Below are 21,987 nucleotides of genomic sequence, written 5' to 3' on the forward strand. Positions count from 1 at the left end.
GCGCGGCGACCGCCGGGGCTCCCGTCGCGCGCGGCGCGGCGCTGGGCTTGGGGGCGACTTTCTCGGTCTTCGGCTTAGCCGGCTGCGGCGGCGGTTTGGGCTTTTCTTCGACCGGCGCGATGGGATCGATAACCGCGGGCGGCGGCGGCAGTTCCGGAATCTCCATCGTTTCAGGAGGCGGCAATTCGTCTTGCGGCGGCGGCTCCTCCTGGACCGGCATCGGCGCCAGTTCGATGACCTGCTCTTCCTCGGCGATCTTTTCGGCGGTCCTGAAAGTCAGCGTGACGAGCGCGCCCAGAATCACCGCATAGAGCAGAACGGCGCCGACCTGGGCGGGATAATGCGGGCGCGCGGGAGTGGATTGAAGCAGCGACTGCACGCCCTGCGAGTCGCCCTGATCGTCGCCGAGCGCATGATTAGTGACGTCTTGGTAAGTCGGCGCAGCGGCGATCGACATCGTCGGGAACCTCTTTCGCGGGTAAAACTCGATCAGCAATATATGATAAATCCTATCGTCGCAATATGATTATATAAGCAGATCAAAAAAATCAGCCCGCGCTGCGCAATATCGCCGCGCGAAGCAAATACCTAGTATTCCATAACAGAAGCGGCGGGCCCGAGCGCCAGCCCGACCCCGCCGCGACATCGCGATCCATGTGGTTATTAACTCATGTTTCTCTAGCGGGCGTAAAGGCTATTTCGTCACGGGCGGCGGAGGGGGAGCCGCCGCCAGCGGCGTCGCCGGCCCGCCAAAGGCGAAATGATAATTCAACCCGCCGCGCACAATATGGCCTGCGCTTCGGACATTCGCCGGGATGGACCCGAGCGTCGTCGCGTAATTGACGCCGGAGTTCGCGAGCCAGGCATAGAGATATTCCGCCTTGACGGAGATGCGATCCGACCAGGCGTATTCGACGCCGGCGCCGGCGGTCCAGCCGGGACGCACGGTCGGGCCGGTGCTGACTTCGCCGAATGTCAGGGGAAGAGTCGCATCGAAGCGACGCGGCGTGAAATTCGTGCCGAAGACGAAACCGGCGGCGCCATAAGCGAGCCAGCGCGGCGCGAAGGCGTATCCGACGCGCACGCGCCCCGTGCCGAGGACGCCGCCATAGGTCGCGCTCGGATTGACGTAATTGACGCGCGCGACCTGCAGCGGACCGCGATAGCCGAAATCGGCCTCGAGGCCGAGAACGATATGTTCGTCCCACTGCCAATTATAGCCGACCGCGCCGCCGCCGACGAAAGCCTCGCCGCGCAGCGGCGTCGAAGAGAGCAGCGTGAAGTTCCCGTCGCCAAGCAGGGCGCCGGCGTAAATGCCGAGATAGGGCCCCTGCCAGCTGAAGACTGGCGGAGGAGGAACCGGCGGCGCTTTAGTCGCGGGAAGGTCGGCGGCGATCGCGCCGCTCGCCGCCAGGCTGAACAAGCCTCCGATGAACCCCGCTTCGATTTTCCGTATCATTGTCGCTGCTCCTTGAACTGACGCTTTTGCATCCGGGTGATTTGTTAAGAGGGTCATGGCGCGCGCCTCTCAGTACAATTTGACGCGCAAGGTGACGCCATAAGTGCGCGGATTGTCGGCCGCGAAGGTCAGTGTGGACGCCGCCGTCGGACTGCCGAACGCTTCAGTGACGACGACGCGTTCGTCGAGCAGGTTCCTCACCCAAAGGTTCGCGCTATAGGTCTCGTCTTCCGTTTTCAGACCGACGCCCGCGTTGACGAGCGCGTAAGCCGGCTGAAAGATCGGATAGATGGACACGGGGCTCGAGAGCTGCGTCTTGTCGCGCCATGTCGCATTGGCGTAGCTGAACAGCGTCACCGGAACCTGATAGCTCGGTCCGAAATCGCTGAAGATCGCGCCGAGCGGATATTCGTGATTGTAGCCGACGTTGAATGAGACGCGCGGCACCGGATTATTGCCGGAAACGCCGCCGGTGATCGGCATGCCGGAGAGGCTGATGTAACCGGGCGCGGGCAAGCCTGCGAAAATGCCGACGCCGCCCGCGTTGGCGGCGGCCGGCCAGGTCCATTCCTGCGGCGGCGCGGCCTTCGCATAGTCGATATAGCGCGCTTCCGTCAGGGCGCCGGAGAAGGTGAGCCAAAGCCGCTCAATGGGACTCCAGCGTCCGTCCCATTCAAAGCCGCGCAAGCGCACATGCCCGATATTGCCGAGAAAATTCTTGCGCAACGGAACGCCGGTGACGTCGGTATAATCCGTGTTCACGAGGATCGACTGAAAATTATAGATGTCGTTCCAGTAGAAGTTGGCGTTTAAAATCAGCTTGCCGTCGAGCCAGTTGGTCTTCGCGCCAAGTTCGTAATCCCAAGACGTTTCCGGCTTGGTGATGAGCGGCTGCCAGGCCTTGAAGTTGCCGGCGCTGTCGAGGATCGGCAAAGCCTGGGTGTTGATCGCGCCAGATTTCTCGCCGCGCGCGACGGAGCTATAGACCATCACATTTTCGTTGTAGCGGTAGGAGGGGTTGAGGAGTCCCGAAAGCGAATTGTTGCTCTTTTCCTGTCCGCCCGTGTCGAAATAGCTCGTGCCGCCGGTAGCCGTCTTCACCGCGGCGATCTGATTGACCGAACTTATCCCCTTGATCCAGCCGAAGTCGGAGCCGCCGCGAATTTCAAATGTATCGCGCAGGCCGAAGGTCAGCGCCCATTGTTCGTCGATGTGCCAGGTGGCCTGTGCGAACAGCGCCGTGCTGAATGTGCGCGCCTTGCCGTCGTTGCGATATTCGAGTCCCCAAAGCCCGTAGGGACTGGCGTTGAAGTTATTTTGGAACCATTGATTGGCCTGCGAACCGTAATCGACGTGATTGTAGGACCAGATTTTCTCGTAGAGATTATAGTTGCCGACCGTCCATTCGAGCGTCTGGCCGGAGGGCGAGGCGAGCCGCGTCTCATGCGAATATTGGTCGACATAGACGTCGTAGGCGTTGCTGCTGATGTCGGTAAGATTATTGCCGGTCGAATTTCTCGGATGCAGCACGAATTCGCGCCATGCCGAGACCGCCGTCAGCGTGTTCTCGCCGATCGTGTAATTGATCTCGTTCGACAGACCATGGGTGCGCTGGTCGAGCTTGCCGAGCCGCGTCAGATAAGGCTTGTAGGGATCAAAGGAAAATACCGGCCAATGCAAACGACTCGCGAGATTTTGCGAGTAGAGCCGCGCGGGCGCGCCGTTCGCCCATAAGGGGAAGGAATCGCCGATCGCGCCATTACCGTAATTGTTGTACTCGTCCGAACGGAGCCGGTCGAAGATGAGGCGGTCGGTGAAATTGTCGCCGACATAAAGGAGCTGGCCACGGACGCCCCAACGATTATTGTCCAATAGCTTTTGGCCGTTGAACTGGTTCTGAATCCAGCCGTCGCCCTTGTCGAAATAGAATGTCACGCGCCCCGCGAGCTTGTCGTCGATGATTGGCCCGGTGACATTCAGCTTCTCGATGAAGCGATTGTAATTGCCGAAAATCTGTTCGTAGGTCGCTGACCGCACGAAGGACGGAAGCTGCGTGCGAATGACCACGGCGCCGACGGTCGTGTTCTTGCCGAGCAGCGTGCCTTGCGGGCCGCGCGCCACCTCGAAGGACTGAAGATCGACGAAGTCGGCCCATTGAAAGCCGACATGCGTATAAAAGACATTGTCCACGATCAGGCCGACCGCGGATTCCGATCCGTCGGCACCCCCTGAAATGCCCGAGATGCCGCGAATGGACATCGCCGACGTGCGCGGATTGTTGATCGAGGGAATGAAGTTGGGAACCTTTTGAGCGAAATCCTGCATACGCTCCAGGCGTTCGCGCTCCTGCGTCTTGGGGCCGACGACGCTTACGGGCAACGGCACATCTTGCGCCTTCTCCTCGCGCTGACGGGCGGTGACCTTGACGTCCTCGACCTGCGCGCTTGCCGCCGCAGCCGCCGCCGGCTGCGCATCCTCCGCCAGAGCGCAGCGCTCGGCGCTCAACAGGCCTGCCGCAACGCCTCCCATGAGCGCCAAGGGCGCAAAGCGCACGCTCGACAGCAATCGCTTACGCAACGCATAATCGCTGGACCCCATTTCCCTCGCTCCATTCGCGCCGCCGTCGCCCTGACGGCGAAACAATTTCTACTGGCTCCGCGGGTGGCTGGCCGCGCATCCATCGATGTTCAATCGATCTATTGACTATGTAGGATTATAGCTAATGGTCAATATTTCACGGCATATCTGGCGCATGAATCATTTAAAATAGATGCGATTAATAGATAATGTTGCAAATCCGCAACAAGCGCGACGTCGGTCGCGCGGCCCATGACGCATGCGGAAAGCGGCCGCTCGCGCAAAAGCGCGCGAGCTTCGCGCGGATGTTCAGCGCGCCGCGCAAATCCCCTTCAGGAGAATTTTCTCAAGTCTTCAATAGTCGCTAAGACCCGCATCCGCTTGCGGGACGAAATGGAGCGCGAGCGCAAACGCGGCGGAAATCGCAAGCAGCAGGAAAATCGCGAGCCAGCTTTTTGAAGAGACAATGGCGTCCTCCGCGCCGACGAGATGGGTCGGCTTATGGCCCGTCACCATGGCGCGAATAAGCGGCTCGCCTTTGATCGTCACGTGAACGAGCACCGCGACGATATGCACGCCGACCGCGGCGGCGATCACATAAAAAATTTTGCGATGCAGGGAGGTGAGCGCGAGACTCGTCTCCTTGCTGACGAGACCTGCCAAAGGCCCGGCGTTGAAAATTTCGTCATCGCCGAAGAGGCCGAGAGCGGCCTGAACGCCGAGCGTAAATAGAAGCGCGAGCGCCATGAGCGCGCCGAGCGGATTATGACCCGCATAGCGCGTGCGCAGCCCGCGACCGACGGCGCTGAGATAGCGCAGCACGCTGCGCGGCCCCCGAACGAAATTATGGAATCTGGCGTGCCGCGTGCCGACGAATCCCCAAATCACGCGGAATATGACGAGAACGATGACCGCATAGCCAAACCAGAGGTGATAGACGAAATAGCTCGCGCCGAGCTTGTTGGTGACAAAGGCGCCTATGAAGGATGCGGCGAGGCTCCAGTGAAAGAAGCGCGTGGGCCAGTCCCACACCTTCGCCTTGCGGCCCGGCGCCGCCGGCGCGCTTGATTGCGCGGCGGACGAAAGGCGATCATTCTCGAGCGTCGTCATCGCGCGGCCCTGTCGATCTTCGAAAAGCCCCGCCCGCGTCGCGCGCGGGGCCATTTCTTGCTTCGTCTTATTTCCTTACTTCGCCTTATAGCTGTCGTGGCAGCCCTTGCAGTCCTGCGCGAGCGATGCGATCGCGGTCTTCAAGCCGTCGGTCGCGCCTTTCTCCTTGGCGTTGATGTCGACGAACGCCTGCGCATGCGTCTGGAAGTCCTTCAGCTTCTTGTCGAAATCGGCGCGGTTGCTCCAGACGTCCGCCTTCGCCTTCGAATCCGGCTCGCCGACATTCGAACCTTCGGGAAAGGATTCTTCGAGCAGGCCGGAAAGGAATGCGATGCGGGCGGCGCGCTTCGTCGCCTCGGCCTCGTCATAAGCGACGGTTCCTTTCGCGACGCCGCCGAAATAGCGGAAGTAATTTCCGATCAGGGAAAAGGCGGCCTTCCGGTTTTCGACCGCGACTTTCGTCGGCGAAGGTCCCGCGGGCTGCGGGCTCTGAGCTCTTGCCGACGCAAAGACAAGGGCGCTTAGGGCTGCAGCCCCGGCGACAGTCGCCATGCGGCGGGGACCGGTGGAGGATTGAAGCATATTTATCCCACTCCTGTTTGACGAAGACGCATGTTCTCGGCGCGGCCCTTTCCCCGCGACGGCTATTCTCTCAATACTTATGTTCTTCATGCCACTTGCGGACGAAGGCCAACGTCTCCTCGACATGTTTGACGGGGTTGGAGTCGACGAGAGCGAAGGCCACCTTTCCATCGGGCAGGATGACGTATGAAATCCGGTCGGCCACAGCCTCTCCGGCGGCGTTCGGCTTCAGCCGCTTCGCGTCATAAGCGTTGATGACGGAAAAATTCGGATCGGCGCCGATCGGAAATTTGCTCGCGCATTCCTTGGTGGAGAATTCGCGCTGCGTCTCGATCGGATCGCCGGAAACGCCGATCAGGCTAGCGCCGGCCGCGACGAATTTCTCATGCCCTTCGGCAAATTCATGCGCCTCGATCGTGCATCCGCGCGTGAATGACTTCGGATAGAAGTAGAGAACGACCGGGCCCTTTTTCAACGACTCGGCGAGCGAAAAATTAAAGTCCTTTCCGCCGATCGCCGCAGGCAGGTTAAAGTCCGGCGCTGACTCGCCGATGTTCAACGCCGCCTGGGCGCAGGTCGCCGCGAGCGTGAAGCACAGGCCCATGAGCAAACTTCCCGGTTTCATGACGCACCTCATTTCTGTCTGGTGAAAATGTCGCGCCGCGACGCGCGGCGCGAAGAAAAAGCGCGGTCGCCAGCTTTATTTGGCTTGGGGGGTGGCTGCAGTCGGCTCGGCCGCGGCCGTTCTTGGCGGCGGCGGCGCGATCTTGGTCAGCGTTCCGCCTTCATCCTGATAGTCGAGCACGCCGATGGCGCCGACGACATGAAAGCCGTAACTCGCCAGAAGATCGCCGATGGCGCCGGCGCGATGCGCGCGGTTCGAAACCGTCACGATCACGCGATCGCGCGGGATGTAGGCGAGGCTCTTCTGCACGTCATTGGTCTGAATGCTGAGATAGACCGGAAATCCCCCGATCTTCGTCAATTCGTCCGGCCTGCGAATGTCGAGAATAAGGATCTGCTCGGGCCGCGCCGCGAGCGAATCGAAGGCGGCGCGATTGAGGCGCAGGGTCTTATAGGTGTAGCGCGGATCATTCGCCGGCGTGACGGGCGCCGCCGCGGGAGCGGACGCCGCCTGTTGCTCTCCGGCTTGGGGCGCCTGTACTGCGTTATCCGCCGCAATGGCCGATGCGGCGAAGAGCACGAAGGCCAAAGCGACCGCGGAAGTCTTGAAGCTGGAGTTCATTTGAACGCTCCTGTCGGACATTTCTTGCAAAGACGCGCGTCTCTCGTCAGCCGCGCAGATGCGCGTTGAAGAAGTCGATGGTCCTTCCCCAGGCGAGCTTCGCCGCCGCCTCGTCGTAGCGCGGCGTCGTGTCATTGTAGAAACCGTGCTGCACGCCTGGATAGATGAAAGCCTGATAGTCGATACCGGCTTCCTTCAGCGCCGCTTCATAAGCGGGCCAGCCGGCGTTGATGCGCTCATCTTCCCCGGCGTAATGGATAAGAAGCGGCGCCTTGATGTTCTTGACCTCGTCCGCGGGCGGTTGCGCCCCATAAAACGGAACGCCGGCGTTAAGATCGGCGCCGAGCTTCGTCGCCAGAAAGTTGACGATCCCGCCGCCATAGCAGAAGCCGACGGCGCCGAGCTTTCCCGTCGCGTTCGGCAATTTCTTCAAGGCGCCGGCGGCGGCGATGAAATCGGCGCGCGTCTTCGTCTGATCGAGTTTGGGGAATAATTCGCGCGCCTTGTCCTCGTCGCCAGGATAGCCGCCGAGCGGGGCCAGCCCGTCGGGCGCGAAGGCGATGAAATTCGCAAGCGCGACGCGGCGCGCGACATCCTCAATATTGGGGTTCAATCCGCGGTTTTCGTGGATCACCAGAACCGTCGGCAGCTTTCCCTGCGCATTGGCCGGCTGCACGAGATAGCCCTTGACCGTTCCATTGCCCGCCGGCGACGAAAATTCGATCCTCTCGCCCTTGATGCGGGGATCGTCCTTCTTGACCTGCTCTCCGAGGGCGAATTGGGGCGACAACGCTTCCAGCGTCGCCGCCGCGCCGCCCGCGCCGAGGCCCAGCCGCGCCACGCGATCGAGAAAGCCGCGACGGTCTATGTCGCCATGAACATAGAGATCGAAGCTCTTGAGAACCTCAGGGTGAAAGTCTTTGGCCGTCTTCCGCGTCATGGTCCGCTCTCTTTATGCTTCTTTCATGCGCCTGCGCGTGATCGTCGCCGATCTCAACGCGCGAGGCGCGGCTTATAGATGTCATGGCAGGATTTGCAGAGTTGCGGCGCCTCCCGCGCCGAGGCGGCGGCGGCGTCGAAATCGTTCTGATCGATGTTCTTGATCGCGTCGCCGACGACCTGCAGGCCCTTGCGCGAGATTTCGACCGCGTCCGCGGCGCCCTTCTTCTTGAAATAGTCCTCGGTGTATTTGAAGCCGTTGAGGAGAATTTCGGCGTCTTCCTTCGCGGCCTCGGCGTTCTGGGCGGTGATGTCCGGCTCGAAATATTTGATCGTCTTGTCGAGATCCCGCATCAGGTCGTTATCATAGTCGCGCAGGTCGATCGCCGCGGCGACCGGCGCGCTCGAAAGCGCCGCCAAGAGCGCGAGAAGCGCAAACCTGCCGTTCCTTTTCTTGCTGTCGTTCATTGCGTTACAGAGATTCTGCCCTTCATGCCGAGATGCAGGCCGCAGTAGTAGGAAACCTCGCCGGGACTGGAGAGGACGACATCGAATGTCTCGTCTTCGTCGACCTGTTCGGGGGAGCGAGAGATCTCGCGCCCGCCGGACTCCACGACGATTGAATGCGGGACTTGATCCTTGTTGACAAACCTCACCCGCGCGCCCGCCTTGACGGCGATTTCGGCCGGCTGGAAGCCGAAGTTTTCGATCGCGACCGTCGCCGGCGAGTCGGCGGCGGGCGCTCGCGGGCCGGCGACGCCTGTCGCCAAACCCGCGAGCAGTGGAATCCTCGCTCCCCACCAAATCGTGCGAACGATCATGATTCCGGCGTGAGGATGTCCTTGACGACCTTGCCATAGACGACCGTCGGACGCTCGGCCCGGCCGGCGCGGCGATAGATCGTCTTGAGATGGTCGAGGCCGAGCAATTGCAGCACGGTGGCGTGGAGGTCGTAAGTGTCGACGGGATTCTCCACCGTCTTCAAGCCGATCTCGTCGGTCTGGCCATAGCTGAAGCCGTGCTTCAGGCCGCCGCCGGCGAGCCATTGCGTATAGCCCCAGGGATTATGGTCGCGGCCGTCGCCGCTCTGGCCGTAAGAAGTGCGGCCGAATTCCGATGTCCAGACGATGAGCGTCTGATCGAGCAGGCCGCGCGACTCGAGATCGCTGAGGAGACCGGCGATCGGCTTGTCGACCGCCTTGGTATGCGCGCCGTGATTCTTCTCCAGCTGGCGGTGCGCGTCCCAATTCGCGTCATCGCCAACGCCCGCGCCTTCAATCGGACCGGAGACGACCTGGATGAAGCGCACGCCGCGCTCGACAAGCCGCCGCGCGCGCAACAGCGCGACGCCATAGCTCTTTGTCGCTTCGTCGTTGAGGCCGTAAAGCGCCTTGGTCGCTTCGGTCTCCTTGCTGAGATCGACCGCCTCCGGCGCCGTCGCCTCCATGCGATAGGCGAGATCATAGGAGCGCGTGCGCGCCTGCAGCTCGGTGTCCTCGGGATGCTGAGCAGCGCGAAGGTCGTTGAGCTTCTTTAAGAGATCGAGACTTTCGCGCTGCTGTTCGAGGCCGATCAACTCCGGCGGCGCCTGATGCAGGATCGGCTGCGCGCCCGGACGGAAGGCCGTGCCCTGATAGATCGCCGGCAGGAAGCCGGAGCTCCAGTTCACCGAACCAGCGCGCGGCTCGCGCTTGCCGTTATAGAGCACGACATAAGGCGGAAGGTCCGGGTTGGCGGAGCCAAGCGCATAGACGATCCAGGCGCCGAGCGAGGGGCGGCCCGGCGTCAGATCGCCGGTGTTGAGCTTCAGGATCGAAATGTCATGAGTCGCGCCGACCGTGACGCTCGATTTGATGAAGGTGAGCTTGTCGGCGTGCTGTGCGATGTTTGGAACCCAATCGGAGAACCATGCGCCGCTCTCGCCATATTGCTTCCAGGTGCGGTTCGAAGCGAAGAGCTTGCCGACGCCGCCCTGCGTGCTGGTCTTGATGCCCTGCAGGAATGACTCCGGCACGTCCTGACCCGCGAGCTTGATCAGATCGGGCTTGTAGTCGAAGAGATCGAGCGTGCTCGGCGCGCCGTCCATATGCAGCCAGATGACCGATTTCACTTTGGGCGCGAAATGCGGCTCCTTGGGCGCCAGCGGGTCGACGAAAGTCGCCGCATTGGCGAGAGGCGCGCCGAACCAGCCGCCGCCGGGCATCATTCCGCTGACGGCGAAGCCGCCTGCTCCATAAGCTGCTCCCCGCAGCCATTCGCGACGCGACGTCTTGATAAGCATGGCGATGTTTCCTTTCAACCTGACTGGGCGCTCTACTGGGCGCTCTAGAAGCGGTAGATGAAGTCGTTCGAATTCACGACGGTGTGTACGAGATCGACGAAGGCGGCGGCGCGGAGCGGATCGCTCGGCTTCGTCTTCGCGCCGACCGGAATGGCGAGCGACAGTTTGCCATCCTCGGCCTTCGTCGCGATCGTCTTTTGATGCTCGGCGAGGAAGGCGCTCAGCGCCTCCTTCTCGGCGTCGGTCGGCTTGCGCGCGAAGAGGATTCGATACAGACGCTCGATCTGCGCGTTTTCGTCCGGCCCCGCCTCATTGATGATACGGCCCGCGAGCGCCTGCGACCATTGGAAGACGATGTCGCTGTTGTAGAGGGTCAGCGCCTGCAGCGGCGTCGTCGTCACGTCGCGCTTGCTGTGGATCTGCTGCGCATTCGCCATGTCGAAAGTTTCGAGCAGCGGATAAGGCAGGCTGCGCCGCGTGAAGATGTAAAGGCTCCGGCGGACATGATCCTTGGGGTCTTTCGAGGTGGTCCAGGCGGGATCCTGATTGAAATTGCCCCCGCCCGTGAGATTTTCCGGAATGGGCGGATAGACGCTTGGACCGCCCACCTCTCCGTTCAGCTTGCCGGAGGCGACGAGAATCGAGTCGCGAATTTCTTCGGCCTCAAGCCGCTTGCGCGGGAAGACGGCGAGCAGCTTGTTCTCGGGGTCCGCCTTGGCGACGTCCTCGCGATAATCCGAGGATTGCCGATAGGTGGCCGAGAGCAGAATGTCCCGGTGAAGTTTTTTGACGCTCCAGCCTTCGCGAACGAAGCGATCCGCAAGATGGTCGAGCAGTTCCTGATTGGTCGGCTTGTCGCCCGCCTTGCCGAAATCGCTGACCGTCGCGACGACGCCCTTGCCGAAATACTGGTTCCAGACGCGGTTGACGAAAACGCGCGCCGTCAGCGGATTGGCTGGGCTCGCGAGCCAATTGGCGAGCGCGGTGCGTCGGCCGGAAGACGTCTCGGTCGGCTTGATGTCGGGCGTCTCCGAGGTCATCGCCTCGGGAAAGGCGGGCTGCACCTCTTCCAGCGGACGTTCGTGATTGCCGCCGAAATAGATATGGGTGGGCGGCGCGTCGGCATGGCCGAGCTCGGTCGCGGTGGTGAATGTGTTCGCGCCACGCGTCGGGCGCTTATCGACGAATTTGCGCAGCTCCTGGGTGAGCTTCTGATACTCCTCCCATTTGGCGACGATTTCGGGACTGTGCTCCGGCGCCGATTTGTCTTCCGCGGCATAGCGCAGGAAGGCCGCCAGCGCCGCCTGATCGGTGACGACGTCGAGACGGTGATTGACCCAGCGGTCGAGCGCGTTCCACTGCTCCTTCGGCTTGAAGATCGACTCGCGGCTGTCGGTGAGATAGCGCTCCTTGTGATATTTCAGCGCCGCGTCATGGACGGAGTCGATGATCGCCTTCTGCTTGGCGCGAATGTCCTTCGTCGCCTCATCGTAGATCGCCTGCGCCTTCTCGTAAGCGATTTCCTGCTCGCCCTTCCTGGCTGGCTGCTTCTCGTGGAAAGCCGTATTGGCGAAGAAGGCTTGTAGCGAGTAATAGTCCTTCTGCGTGAACTTGTCGCTCTTATGATTGTGGCAACGCGCGCAGCCGACGGTCGTGCCGAGAATGGCCTGGCCGATCGTATCGACGATATCCGTCGTGATCTGATATTTGCGCTGAACGAGATCGCGCGAATTGGCGTTGTCGGGATAGCCCGCAAGGAAGCCGGTCGCGACCAGCACGTCCTGATCGTTCGGCGCGATCTCGTCGCCGGCGATCTGCTCCTGGATGAAGCGCGAGTAGGGCTTGTCCTCGTTGAACGCCTTGATGACGTAATCGCGATAACGGAAAAGATTCGGCCGCGTATTGTCGTTCTGGAAGCCGGTCGAATCGGCGTAGCGCGCAAGATCGAGCCAAAGACGCGCCTGCCGTTCGCCATAACGCGGCGAGGCGAGCAGCCGGTCGACGAGCTTCTCATAGGCGTCTGGCGAAGAATCATTCACGAAAGCGTCAACTTCCTCCGGCGCGGGGACGAGGCCCCAGGCGTCGAGCGTCGCGCGGCGGATAAAGGTCGCGCGATCGGCTTCGGGCGAGGGAGCCAGATTCTTCGCTTCGATCTTCGCAAGCACGAAAGCGTCGAAAGGCGAACGCACCCATTGCTTCTGCTTCACGACCGGCGCGAATTGCCCCTGCGCCGGCAACCACGACCAATGCGGCTTCGAGGCCGGTTTGGCGGCTTCGGCGCCCGCCGCGTCCGGCGCCGAAGCGGGCTTCTCCTCCGCGGCGACAGCAAGCGCCGCGATGGAGACGCTCAGGAACAGTGCGAGATAGCCTCTCTTTGCAATCGTCCTCATTTTTCAACCTCAATGCATCGGTTCGCCGCGCGGATTCCCTCGGCTCACATCGGAGCGCCGTCATCTCGTTGTGGGGTGGGGTTTGCCGTTCGCGACCTTTCGTTTGTTCGGTTCTTGGCGACGAAATTCTCGCGGCGTCGTGGCGCGAAACGATGTGACGTCGCGCGCAACTCGCCGTAGCGCCGCAGGGGCGTTCAATGACGAATTTAGGATATCAACTATATAAAGTCTAGCTAAAAGATATGAAATTAGGCCGGCTCGCGACGTCGATCACAAATGACTATTATCATTCATATTTTAATGGCTGATTCTCTTGGCGACGGTCCGTCCTGATCGCCATAGGAGCGGCTAATCCATGCAAAACTGTGGAAAATTCAAATGTCGTACATCAATTGCCCGTTCTCGGCGTGGGCGATGGCGCGCATCTCGGCGAGGCTGCAATTGTCCAAAACATCGGAAAGCGCGCGTTGCGCGTCGAGCATCACGAGGCGCACGGCGCAATGATCGACATCGCCGCAATCCTCGCAAGGATGAAAGCGCGATCGGCTGGCGCAGGGCAAAGGCGCGAGCGGACCGTCAATCGCGCGAATCACATCGCCGACCAGAATTTCGCTCGCGGGACGCGCCAATGTATAGCCGCCGCCCTTGCCCATCCTCGAATTCACAAAGCCCGCATTGCGCAGTTCGCCGAGAATGGCGTCGAGAAATTTCTTCGGAATGTTCTGCGTGGTTGCGATGTCCTTCACCGGCACGGGTTGGCCGGGAGCGAAATCCGCAAGATGGACCATCGCCTTGAGGCCGTACTTTCCTTTTTTCGTCAGCACTCGGGCGGTTCTCTTCGAAAAATGATTTGGTCGCCCGAGAACCTAAGGCCCGCGCCTCAAATAGTCAACTAAAACGATAGACTATAATAATAATTTAAGCTCTTGATATTTATGGCGCGCTTACGCCCTCTGCCTCCCGCCATAGCCGGCCTGCAAGCGCAACAAGGCCGCAACCAGCGCGTCGACATCCTCGCAGGTGTTATAAAAGGCGAGCGACGGCCGCACCGTCGCCTCGAGGCCGAAACGGCGCAGAATCGGCTGGGCGCAATGATGCCCGGCGCGGACGGCGATCCCTTCCCGGTCGAGCGCCTTGCCCACGTCCTGCGTCTCATGTCCATCGAGCACGAAGGAAAGAACCGAGGCTTTCTCCTTGGCCGTTCCGATGAAGCGCAGGCCGGGCACGGTTCGCATCTTCTCCATGGCGTAGACGAGCAGGTCATGCTCGTAACGCGCGATGACCTCCATGCCGATCGCCTCGACGTAATCGAGCGCGGCGCCAAGGCCTACGGCGTCGGCGATATTGCCGGTCCCCGCCTCGAAACGCTCCGGCGCGCCCTGATAGATCGTCTTCTCGAAGGTCACGTCGGCGATCATATTGCCGCCGCCCTGCCAGGGCGGCATATGTTCGAGAACCTCCTGCTTGCCATAGACGACGCCGATGCCTGTCGGACCGAATACTTTGTGGCCCGAAAAGACGAAAAAGTCGCAGTCGATCGACTGCACGTCGACGGGGAGGTGCGACACCGATTGCGCGCCGTCGATCAGCACCCGCGCGCCATGGCGATGCGCCATGGCGGTGAGTTCGTGCACGGGCGTCACCGTGCCGAGCGCATTCGAGACTTGCGTGAGCGCGACGATGCGCGTTCTCGGATTGAGCAGCTTCTCATATTCTTCAAGAATGATCTGGCCGCAATCGTCCACCGGCGCCACGCGCAGGCGCGCCCCCTTTTCGGCGCAGAGCTGCTGCCAGGGAACGATATTGGCGTGATGTTCGAGCCAGGAAATGACGATCTCGTCGCCCTCGCCCACATTGCGGCGACCCCAGGCCTGCGCCACGAGATTGATCGCTTCGGTCGCGCCGCGCACGAAGATCACGCCCTTGACCGAAGGCGCCTTCAGGAAGCGCCGGGTCTTTTCGCGCGCCGCCTCATAGGCGTCGGTCGAACGCGCCGCCAGGGCGTGCGCGGCGCGATGAATGTTGGAGTTTTCATATTCATAGAAATGCGACAGCCGGTCGATGACCGACAGCGGCTTTTGCGTCGTCGCGGCGTTGTCGAGCCAGATAAGCGGCTTGCCATGCACCTGTTGCTGAAGGATCGGAAAGTCGCGCTTGACGCTGTAGGGATCGAAGACGCCCGCGCGCGACGCAGGTTGAGCGGAAAGCTCGGGCTCGAATCCCTTCGCTTCCGCCGGCGACGTTGATGGAGCGACGCCGGGCGCATGTCCGCCGTCGTGGTCGATGAAATAAAGCGCGTCCGTCGCCGCTGGCCCTGCCGCGCCCGGTCCGATCATCGTCGGCGCCGCCGAGGAGACGATGGGCGGAATGGGCGGCGTAACGAATCCCGCGACATCGGAGAAGCGATGCGCATCCGCCTCCGACGGCCGCGCGAAGATGGCGCCCTCTTCGCTCAAGGGCGCGCTGGCGCCGTGCGCGTAATTTTCATATTCGCCATCCGGCGGCGGCGCATATCGCGCGACGTCGGGCGTCTCGGGAATGGGCGCTGGAACCGGCGCGCCATTCTTCGCGCGCGTCTCGAAGGACGAAGGCGCCGGCGCCGGCGCGGCGACGGGCCCGCGCTCATGCAGGAAATAAAGATTGTCGACTGGCGCCGGCGCGCCGCCGCCGGGAACCGCGGGCGCGTTAATGCCGAGGGCGGGCGCGCGTTCGGGCGCAAGATCGAGATTAAGAACGGTCGCGTCGAACATTCGCGGCAAACCCGTGAAATCGAGCCCGGATGGCGCATTGGGCGCGTCGGTGGATCCGAGCGAGGCGCCGGGCTGCGGCAGATCGGCGATTCCAAAGGGGCGCGTCGGCGATTGCATATTGGTCGGCGCCGAGGGTGCGGGAATGTTAGGCGTCGGCACGACCGAGGGAATAGTCGTCGGCGGGATGTCGGGCGGACCGAAGGGCGGACGCGCCGGCGTAAAGGGCGCGGCGGAAGTCACGACCGACGGCGCCGGCGTGTCGGGAAGGCTCGGCGCGGCGACGGGCAGGCCCGGCAGCGCCGATTGCGCCGTCAAATGGTCGACGGACGGATTGATCGGCGTTTGCGTCGGCGGCGCCCTGAAGAAGGCGTTGGCGAACTGCGCGATCAGGGCGGCGTCCGGCCAGTTTGGCGTCGCTTCCGCAGGGGCGTCGGAAAAACCCGGCGTTTCGATTGGAGGCGTCGGCGGCTGCGCAGGCTTCATGATGCGGGCGTCCTCAAATCCTCCGCCGGCGGACGCCGCCGGCGGCGAACAGGCACTGGCAAAGACGATCAGGCGTATGTGTCGTCGTATTTATGATATTTGCCGACGTTCACCTCTTCGAGCACGCCGAGCGCGTCATGGGTAAGGACCGCCGCCGAGCAATAGAGCGAGATCAGATAAGAGGCGATCGCCTTGCGATTAATGCCCATGAAGCGCACCGAAAGGCTCGGCGCGACCTCGCCCGGGACGCCCGGCTGGAACAGGCCGATGACGCCCTGCTTCTTCTCGCCGGTGCGCAGCAGAAGAATATTGGTGTTGCCGTTTTCGTCGATATAGAGCTTGTCGCTCGGCACGAGCGGCAGACCGCGCCAGGTCAAGAACGGCGATCCGAAAAGCGTGACGGTTGGCGGGGGAACGCCGCGGCGCGTGCATTCGCGACCAAAAGCGGCGATGGCGCGCGGATGCGCGAGGAAGAAGGCCGGCTCCTTCCAGACTTTCGCGATCAGTTCGTCGAGATCGTCGGGCGTCGGCGCGCCGCCCCGCGTCTTGATCTTCATCGACGGCGCGGCGTTCGGCAGAAATCCGTATTCCGCATTGTTGATGAGTTCGGCCTCCTGCCTTTCCTTCACCTTTTCGGTGAGCAGGCGGATTTGCTCCTGAATCTGATCATAGGGATGATTGTAGAGATCGGAAACGCGCGTCTGCACGTCGAGCACGGTCGTCACCGCATTCATCGAATATTCGCGCGGCGCGTCCTCATAATCGACGAAGGTCTCGGGCAGATCCGCGTCGCGGTCGCGGGCGGGACTGCATTGCACGTCCGCGTCGGTGAGCGCGGACGCCTCCTTGACGCGGTTCAGACGATAAATGCCCGCCTCGACCGGCACCCAGGGCAGAAAGGACACGAGCCATCTCGGCGTGATGCCGGACCATTGCGGACGCGTCTTCGTGGCGTTCGCAAGCTGCCTCGCGGCTGATTCGCTGAGCGTTCGTCTAGCTTCGGGATCGGCTGTCATCGCAAATTCCTTGAGACAGGCTTGGACAAAAAGAGCGCGGCTGAAACGCCGCCGGCGTCGCAGCAACCCTTACAAGAGCGACGAGGTCTTTGCAATAATATCAGAGTAAAAAAAATAATTTCGTCTTGCAATATACTATTCTAATACTGAATATATATACCTATACCTCGACTATGGCGTCCATCATTTTAATAGAGGATTCAGCCCGCGACGCGACGGCGTTCGCCCTTTACGACGCGCTTTCCGCGAATGCGTCGGGATCGTAGGACATCACGAGATAGAATGTCGCGGCAGACTCGGAGAGATTGCGATAGCTGTGCGGAACGTCCGCCAGGAAATCGATCGCGTCGCCTTCGGTCAGCCGTTGCGGCGCCTCGCGTCCCACCGCGATTTCGACGCGGCCTCTCGCGACGACGATATTCTCCTTCGTGCCCGGCGCATGCGCCTCCGCATGCTGAACGGCGCCGGGCGCGAGAGTGACCTCGTAGAATTCGACGGGACGCTCGCTGTCATAAGGGAACAGCGGGCGCGTGCGGCAATTGCCGTCCCGCGAAGCGACGGTCTGCGCATGGTCGTTACGCATGACGAGAACGCCCAGCCGCTCCTTAGCGGCGATCAGACTTCCCAAAGGAATGGCGAGCGCATTGGCGATGCGCCAGAGATGATCGAGAGTCGGCGTCTCGACGCCCGTTTCGATCCGCAAAAGCTCCTTACAATCGATTCCGCTAAGTTCGGCGAGGCGCTCGAAGGAACGGCCCTTCTTGCCGATGAGTCTCTTGAGTCGATCGGCGACGACAGCCGCGAGCGCGCCGCGAGAAGCCGGCCGACCCTCCAAGCCCGGGATGTGTCGCACGCGCGCGCGATTCATTTGATAATTCCGATCATTTATAACATTTAAATTGCGCGCGACCCGCCGGTCAAGCGGTTTTCACGCGGCGCAGCGGATTCAATAATACAATGTTTTACAAACTTAAAAAGGCTACATCGCCCGAAAAGTTACGCGGCGCTCGATCCTTCCGCGCGCCTTCTTGTCTCTATCAATATATCAATTTAATATGATTAAAGTCGCTGATCACGGCGGCTTCAGCGTGGAGCACATCTTATGAAATCCGTGTCCTTTTCTCTGGCGGCGAGCCTTGTCGCCCTCGCCGGCCTGACGCCCGCACAGGCGGAGCTCTTGACCATCAAGGCCCTCTCGACGCCGATCGCGCTGACGATCGCGGAGACCGCCTATCAGACGTGTCTGCAGCAGGGCTACAATGTCTCCGTTTCCGTCGTCGGCCTCGAAGGCCAGTCCCTCGTCGCGCTGCGCGGCGACGGCACCGCGCCGCATACGATCGAAAACAGCCAGCGCAAGGCCTATACGTCGCGCACCTTCCGGGTGCCGTCCGGCGAATTCGCCGATCGCGTAAAGGACACCCCCTCGGCCGGCGCGCTGCATCTCGCCAATGTCGTCGCGGCGCGCGGCGCCTTGCCGATCAAGGTCGGCGAGACGGTGATCGGCGCCGTCGGCGTCTCCGGCGCGCCAGGCGGCGAGAAGGACGAAGCCTGCGCCAAAGCCGCGATCGACAAGGTCGCCGATCAGCTGAAATAGCCACGCCTCGCCGGCGCCCGCGCGCCGGCGAATTCATTTCGCCGCTGAGGATCCTTTCGATGACAGCGCAAAACCCTCCCGCCACAGCGCCGCAGGATCGCCTGGGAGTGGGAAACATCGTGTCCGAGCTGCGCGCTTTGCGCGTCGCCTCGCAAAGAAGCCGCTACGGCGACGGCGCGCTGCCGGCGCTGCCCTCGCGCAAGGAAATGATAACAATCGTCGACGGACTCGTCGCCGCGCTCTTCCCGCGCCATTTCGGGCCGCCGGAACTCACGCCCAATAGCGTCGACGGCTATCTCACCTTCATTCTCGAAAAGACCCTGCGCGCGCTCGAAGAGCAAGTCAGCCGCGAATTAAAGCTCAATTCCCACGGCTCGGGAACGACGGCGCTCAACGACGCCGCTCGCGCCGCCGAAATCGCCGTCGCCTTTGCGCAGTCCCTGCCCAAGGTGCGCGCGCTCCTCGACGCCGACATTCGCGCCGCGCTCGAAGGCGACCCGGCGGCGCGCAGCCATGACGAGATCGTCTTTTGCTATCCGGGCGTCGCCGCGGTCATTCGGCATCGCCTCGCGCATCAGCTTTACCTCCTCGGCGCGCCGATGCTCGCGCGCGTCATCGCCGAAATGGCGCATTCCGAAACGGGCATCGACATTCATCCGGGGGCGACGATCGACGAGAGCTTCTTCATCGATCACGGCACGGGCGTCGTGATCGGCGAGACGGCGCGCATCGGCAAGCATGTGCGCCTCTATCAGGCGGTGACTCTCGGCGCAAAGCGTTTCGAAGTCGACGAGGACGGCGCGCTGGTCAAGGGCAAGGATCGTCATCCCATTCTCGAGGACAATGTCGTGGTCTATGCCGGCGCGACGATTCTCGGCCGCATCACCATCGGCAAGGGATCTTCGATCGGCGGCAATGTCTGGCTGACGCATAGCGTGCCGCCGGGCAGCAACATCACCCAGGCGAAAGCGCGCAGCGACAGTTTCGACAACGGCGGCGGAATTTGATTTTCAAAATCTCGGGGAAGAGCGCCTGCATGAACCGATGGCTTCATGCAGGTTTTTTTCGCGGCGAAGCCCCCGCCGCGCGCAACGCCAAAAAAAAGCCGCCCCGAAGGGCGGCAGTTTGCCAAGTGGAGAGGAAATACTGATAGGTTTCGGAGGGTCTCCTCGTGCTATTGCGCGAGCGGGGGTTGACCGATCGCTGCGCGCAGGTCCGCCAAAGTCACGATGCGCGGGCCATGAAGGCCAGCGATTTGCGCCACGTCCAATTTGAGCTTCTGAATATTTTCGTAGAGATTGACGGAATATGGATTTGCGGTTTTCGGCGGCGGCGCGTCCTTCGCCGCAGGCGTGTAAGCGTCGGCTTCAACCAGAATCTTTTCCTTCGGCAAATAGATCAGCGCCAATTCGTCGCTATGGCCATTGCCGGCGATGCGATGAATTTCGATCGTACGCGCACCGTCGGACAACACATGCTTGTCCGCATAGGTTTCGAATTTCGCGGGCTTCTTCGACTGCGCCAGCCGATCGGGACGCAGCGTATGCGGCGCGGCCCAAACCTTCTCGTAATAGGGCTTGTCGAGTTCATGCGTCACCACGGTCGCGCCGGCGTCGACAAGCGTGCGCAGACCGCCGGAATGGTCAAAATGAACATGGCTGTTGACGACATATTTGATCGGCTTGCCCGGCGCGATTTCGGCGACCTTGGCGATGACCGCAAGCGAGCGCTCCTCATTGAGCGGCGCCTCGACGAGGACGACGTGATCCTTCTGCTCGATCAAGACGCTGTGATGCGTGCCGCCGGTAAGCCAATAAACGCCTTCCGCGAGCTTTTCGGATTTCACTTCGGGCGGCTCGGCCTTGAAGCCCGCGACATTTTCGGGAACCGCGATATCGACGCCCGGATTGAGCCTGGCGGAGGCGACATTGATATGGAGGACCGGATGCTCGCCCTGAACCCGCGTGAGCTCCGCCGGGAACTGCACGCCGCCGAAATCCTTATAGTCTTTGAATTTCGTCTCGAAGAGCGTGTCGCCGAGCACCGGGCTGTCGATCCAGCTTCGCACCCATTCGACCTCGTTCTTCGCATTGATGAAGCCAATGTAATGATGCTTGTCAGCGCTATCGAAGGACACTTCGACGCCGGCCCCTGACGCCTGCGACTTGGCGCCATTGGCGAGCGCGGCCTTGAGGAAGCCTTGCGGCGTCTCCCAGATTTCGGAAATGCGCTGCTCGACCTGCGCCGGCTGGGGCGTCGCGACCGACGCGGCGCCGGGAGGCGCATTGTTCGGCGGCTGAAAGTTCCAGGCTTTATCGCCGCTCACCAGCCAGTTGAGCTTTTGCTCCGTCGGCGCTGGGCGCTGACGATTGGGCTCGACGACCTGAATGCGCGTCAGCGCCACTTGCGCGGCCGGAAACTCGTAATTGATCCTGGCCTCATAGCTGCTCACGTCAAATTTGGGCCAGACCGAATCTGGCGCGGTCGCCTGGCCGAAATTGAACCAATGGCCGGAGCCGGAGAACTCCAGCGATTTGAGATTTGAAGCGCCGAGCGCATTGGCCGCTTCCTGCAGCGACGCGGCATGGGCCGACAGCGCCGCGAAAGACACCGCGAGCGTCAAACCGCGGAGAAAATGAGACTGGCGTCGCATGGATGGCTCCCTTTAATCATACTTAATTTATAGATTAATAAGGGGATAAAATCAGGCCGTCAACGGCTTTTTAAGCCGGATGGCAAATTAAATTCTACTCGCTGAATAGATTATTATTTCCTGGCGACGAGAAAGAGGCGCGGATAGCGCAGCAGCACCTTCCCATCGGATTGGCTCGGATAAGCGGCGTCGAGTTCGGCGCGGTAACGCGCGAGGAACGCCGCGCGCTCCGCGGCGTTCAACGCTTCGAGGAAGGGGCGCAAAGCGGAGCCTTCGAACCAGTCGACAATGTCGTCGACGCTCTCAAGCGCGTGAACATAGGTCGTGTGCCAGATGTCGAGCCGCGCGCATCGCCGGCTGAGCAACTCGTAATATTCGTCGACGCCGCCGACGAGAACGCGCGTCTTGGCGATCGGCAGGAGTCGGGGCGCCCAGGGTCCGTCCGCCGCCACCATGCGCATCAGCGCATGCGACACGTCATGGATATTGTCCGGCATTTGCGCGGCGAGCGCGCCGCCCGGCTCCAGATCGGAGACGAGTTCGACGAGGCGCGCGCGATGGTCCGGCACAAAGTGCAGGGCGGCGTTGGCGAAGATCAGGCTAGCGGGCGCGCTCGGCCGCCAGGAAGCGATGTCGTCCTTGACGAAATCCGCGCCCCTCGCCCGCCCGCGCGCGACGTCAAGCATGTCGTCGGAAAGATCGATCCCGACAATGCGCGCCTGCGGAAAGCGCGCGGTGAGCAGCTCCGTGCTGTTTCCCGGCCCGCAGCCGAGATCGTAAACGCTGCGAGGCGAAAAATCGGGGATATGCGCAAGGAGGTCGCGCGCCGCCCGTGTGCGCTCGCGTTCAAATTTGAGATAAAGCGTCGAATTCCAGTCGTTCATTTTCGCAAGCGTCGCTTCATCCG

At 61.7% G+C, this 21,987-nt stretch carries 19 protein-coding genes and 1 pseudogene; 2 read left to right on the forward strand and 18 right to left on the reverse strand.

Features of this window, described 5'->3' with window-relative positions; translation table 11 throughout:
* The 16 genes and pseudogenes from V3H18_RS01525 to V3H18_RS01600 form a co-directional block, all read right to left on the reverse strand.
* A pseudogene (locus V3H18_RS01525) lies at positions 1-457 on the reverse strand (hypothetical protein); the annotation flags it as partial.
* A 237-nt stretch (positions 458-694) separates the two neighbouring features.
* A complete protein-coding gene (locus tag V3H18_RS01530) occupies positions 695-1,459 on the reverse strand; it encodes an outer membrane protein (RefSeq protein WP_332080110.1) in 765 nt (254 codons plus the stop codon).
* 69 nt (positions 1,460-1,528) lie between these two features.
* Positions 1,529-4,057: a TonB-dependent receptor gene (locus V3H18_RS01535; RefSeq protein ID WP_332080111.1), complete on the reverse strand. Its 2,529-nt coding sequence runs from the start codon at positions 4,055-4,057 to the stop codon at positions 1,529-1,531.
* Positions 4,058-4,390: 333 nt separating this feature from the next.
* Positions 4,391-5,200 carry a cytochrome b/b6 domain-containing protein gene (locus V3H18_RS01540; protein WP_332080112.1) on the reverse strand — a complete coding sequence of 270 codons (810 nt, stop codon included), beginning with the start codon at positions 5,198-5,200 and terminating at the stop codon, positions 4,391-4,393.
* Between the two features lie 21 nt (positions 5,201-5,221).
* Positions 5,222-5,728, reverse strand: coding sequence for a c-type cytochrome (locus V3H18_RS01545; protein WP_332080113.1), 507 nt, complete (start codon positions 5,726-5,728; stop codon positions 5,222-5,224).
* A 70-nt stretch (positions 5,729-5,798) separates the two neighbouring features.
* A complete protein-coding gene (locus tag V3H18_RS01550) occupies positions 5,799-6,353 on the reverse strand; it encodes a peroxiredoxin (RefSeq protein ID WP_332080115.1) in 555 nt (184 codons plus the stop codon).
* 75 nt (positions 6,354-6,428) lie between these two features.
* Complete coding sequence (locus tag V3H18_RS01555) at positions 6,429-6,974, reverse strand: rhodanese-like domain-containing protein (RefSeq protein ID WP_332080116.1); 546 nt, start codon at positions 6,972-6,974, stop codon at positions 6,429-6,431.
* Between the two features lie 46 nt (positions 6,975-7,020).
* Positions 7,021-7,914 (reverse strand): dienelactone hydrolase family protein, encoded by an 894-nt coding sequence (locus tag V3H18_RS01560; protein WP_332080117.1) that lies wholly within the window; start codon positions 7,912-7,914, stop codon positions 7,021-7,023.
* Between the two features lie 53 nt (positions 7,915-7,967).
* A complete protein-coding gene (locus V3H18_RS01565; protein ID WP_332080118.1) occupies positions 7,968-8,381 on the reverse strand; it encodes a hypothetical protein in 414 nt (137 codons plus the stop codon).
* A complete protein-coding gene (locus tag V3H18_RS01570) occupies positions 8,378-8,734 on the reverse strand; it encodes a cupredoxin domain-containing protein (RefSeq protein WP_332080120.1) in 357 nt (118 codons plus the stop codon). The genes V3H18_RS01565 and V3H18_RS01570 overlap by 4 nt, the downstream gene beginning before the upstream one ends.
* Positions 8,731-10,194, reverse strand: a complete 1,464-nt coding sequence (locus tag V3H18_RS01575) for a DUF1501 domain-containing protein (RefSeq protein WP_332080121.1) — start codon at positions 10,192-10,194, stop codon at positions 8,731-8,733. The genes V3H18_RS01570 and V3H18_RS01575 overlap by 4 nt, the downstream gene beginning before the upstream one ends.
* 44 nt (positions 10,195-10,238) lie before the next feature.
* Positions 10,239-12,584, reverse strand: coding sequence for a DUF1549 and DUF1553 domain-containing protein (locus V3H18_RS01580; protein WP_332080122.1), 2,346 nt, complete (start codon positions 12,582-12,584; stop codon positions 10,239-10,241).
* 374 nt (positions 12,585-12,958) lie between these two features.
* Entirely contained in the window at positions 12,959-13,408 is a 450-nt protein-coding gene (locus tag V3H18_RS01585; RefSeq protein WP_332080124.1) for an RrF2 family transcriptional regulator, read from the reverse strand.
* A gap of 120 nt (positions 13,409-13,528) precedes the next feature.
* Positions 13,529-15,817 carry a family 2A encapsulin nanocompartment cargo protein cysteine desulfurase gene (locus tag V3H18_RS01590; protein ID WP_332080125.1) on the reverse strand — a complete coding sequence of 763 codons (2,289 nt, stop codon included), beginning with the start codon at positions 15,815-15,817 and terminating at the stop codon, positions 13,529-13,531.
* Between the two features lie 68 nt (positions 15,818-15,885).
* Positions 15,886-16,833 carry a family 2A encapsulin nanocompartment shell protein gene (locus V3H18_RS01595; RefSeq protein ID WP_332080127.1) on the reverse strand — a complete coding sequence of 316 codons (948 nt, stop codon included), beginning with the start codon at positions 16,831-16,833 and terminating at the stop codon, positions 15,886-15,888.
* 229 nt (positions 16,834-17,062) lie between these two features.
* Complete coding sequence (locus tag V3H18_RS01600; protein ID WP_332080129.1) at positions 17,063-17,701, reverse strand: helix-turn-helix domain-containing protein; 639 nt, start codon at positions 17,699-17,701, stop codon at positions 17,063-17,065.
* Between the two features lie 234 nt (positions 17,702-17,935).
* Between V3H18_RS01600 and V3H18_RS01605 the strand changes: the two genes are divergently transcribed.
* Together V3H18_RS01605 and epsC are read left to right on the forward strand one after the other, a co-directional pair.
* Complete coding sequence (locus tag V3H18_RS01605) at positions 17,936-18,427, forward strand: GlcG/HbpS family heme-binding protein (RefSeq protein ID WP_332080131.1); 492 nt, start codon at positions 17,936-17,938, stop codon at positions 18,425-18,427.
* 59 nt (positions 18,428-18,486) lie between these two features.
* The gene (epsC, locus tag V3H18_RS01610) at positions 18,487-19,434 is read left to right on the forward strand and encodes a serine O-acetyltransferase EpsC (RefSeq protein WP_332080132.1); all 948 of its coding nucleotides are present in this window, start codon (positions 18,487-18,489) and stop codon (positions 19,432-19,434) included.
* 167 nt (positions 19,435-19,601) lie between these two features.
* On the opposite strand, the gene V3H18_RS01615 is transcribed toward epsC, so the two are convergent.
* Positions 19,602-21,080 carry an MBL fold metallo-hydrolase gene (locus V3H18_RS01615; protein ID WP_332080133.1) on the reverse strand — a complete coding sequence of 493 codons (1,479 nt, stop codon included), beginning with the start codon at positions 21,078-21,080 and terminating at the stop codon, positions 19,602-19,604.
* Positions 21,081-21,193: 113 nt separating this feature from the next.
* Positions 21,194-21,964 (reverse strand): trans-aconitate 2-methyltransferase, encoded by a 771-nt coding sequence (gene tam, locus V3H18_RS01620; RefSeq protein ID WP_332080213.1) that lies wholly within the window; start codon positions 21,962-21,964, stop codon positions 21,194-21,196.
* Between the last annotated feature and the right edge of the window lie 23 nt (positions 21,965-21,987).

Origin of the sequence: Methylocystis borbori (assembly GCF_036576025.1) — a bacterium.
GTDB lineage: Bacteria > Pseudomonadota > Alphaproteobacteria > Rhizobiales > Beijerinckiaceae > Methylocystis > Methylocystis borbori.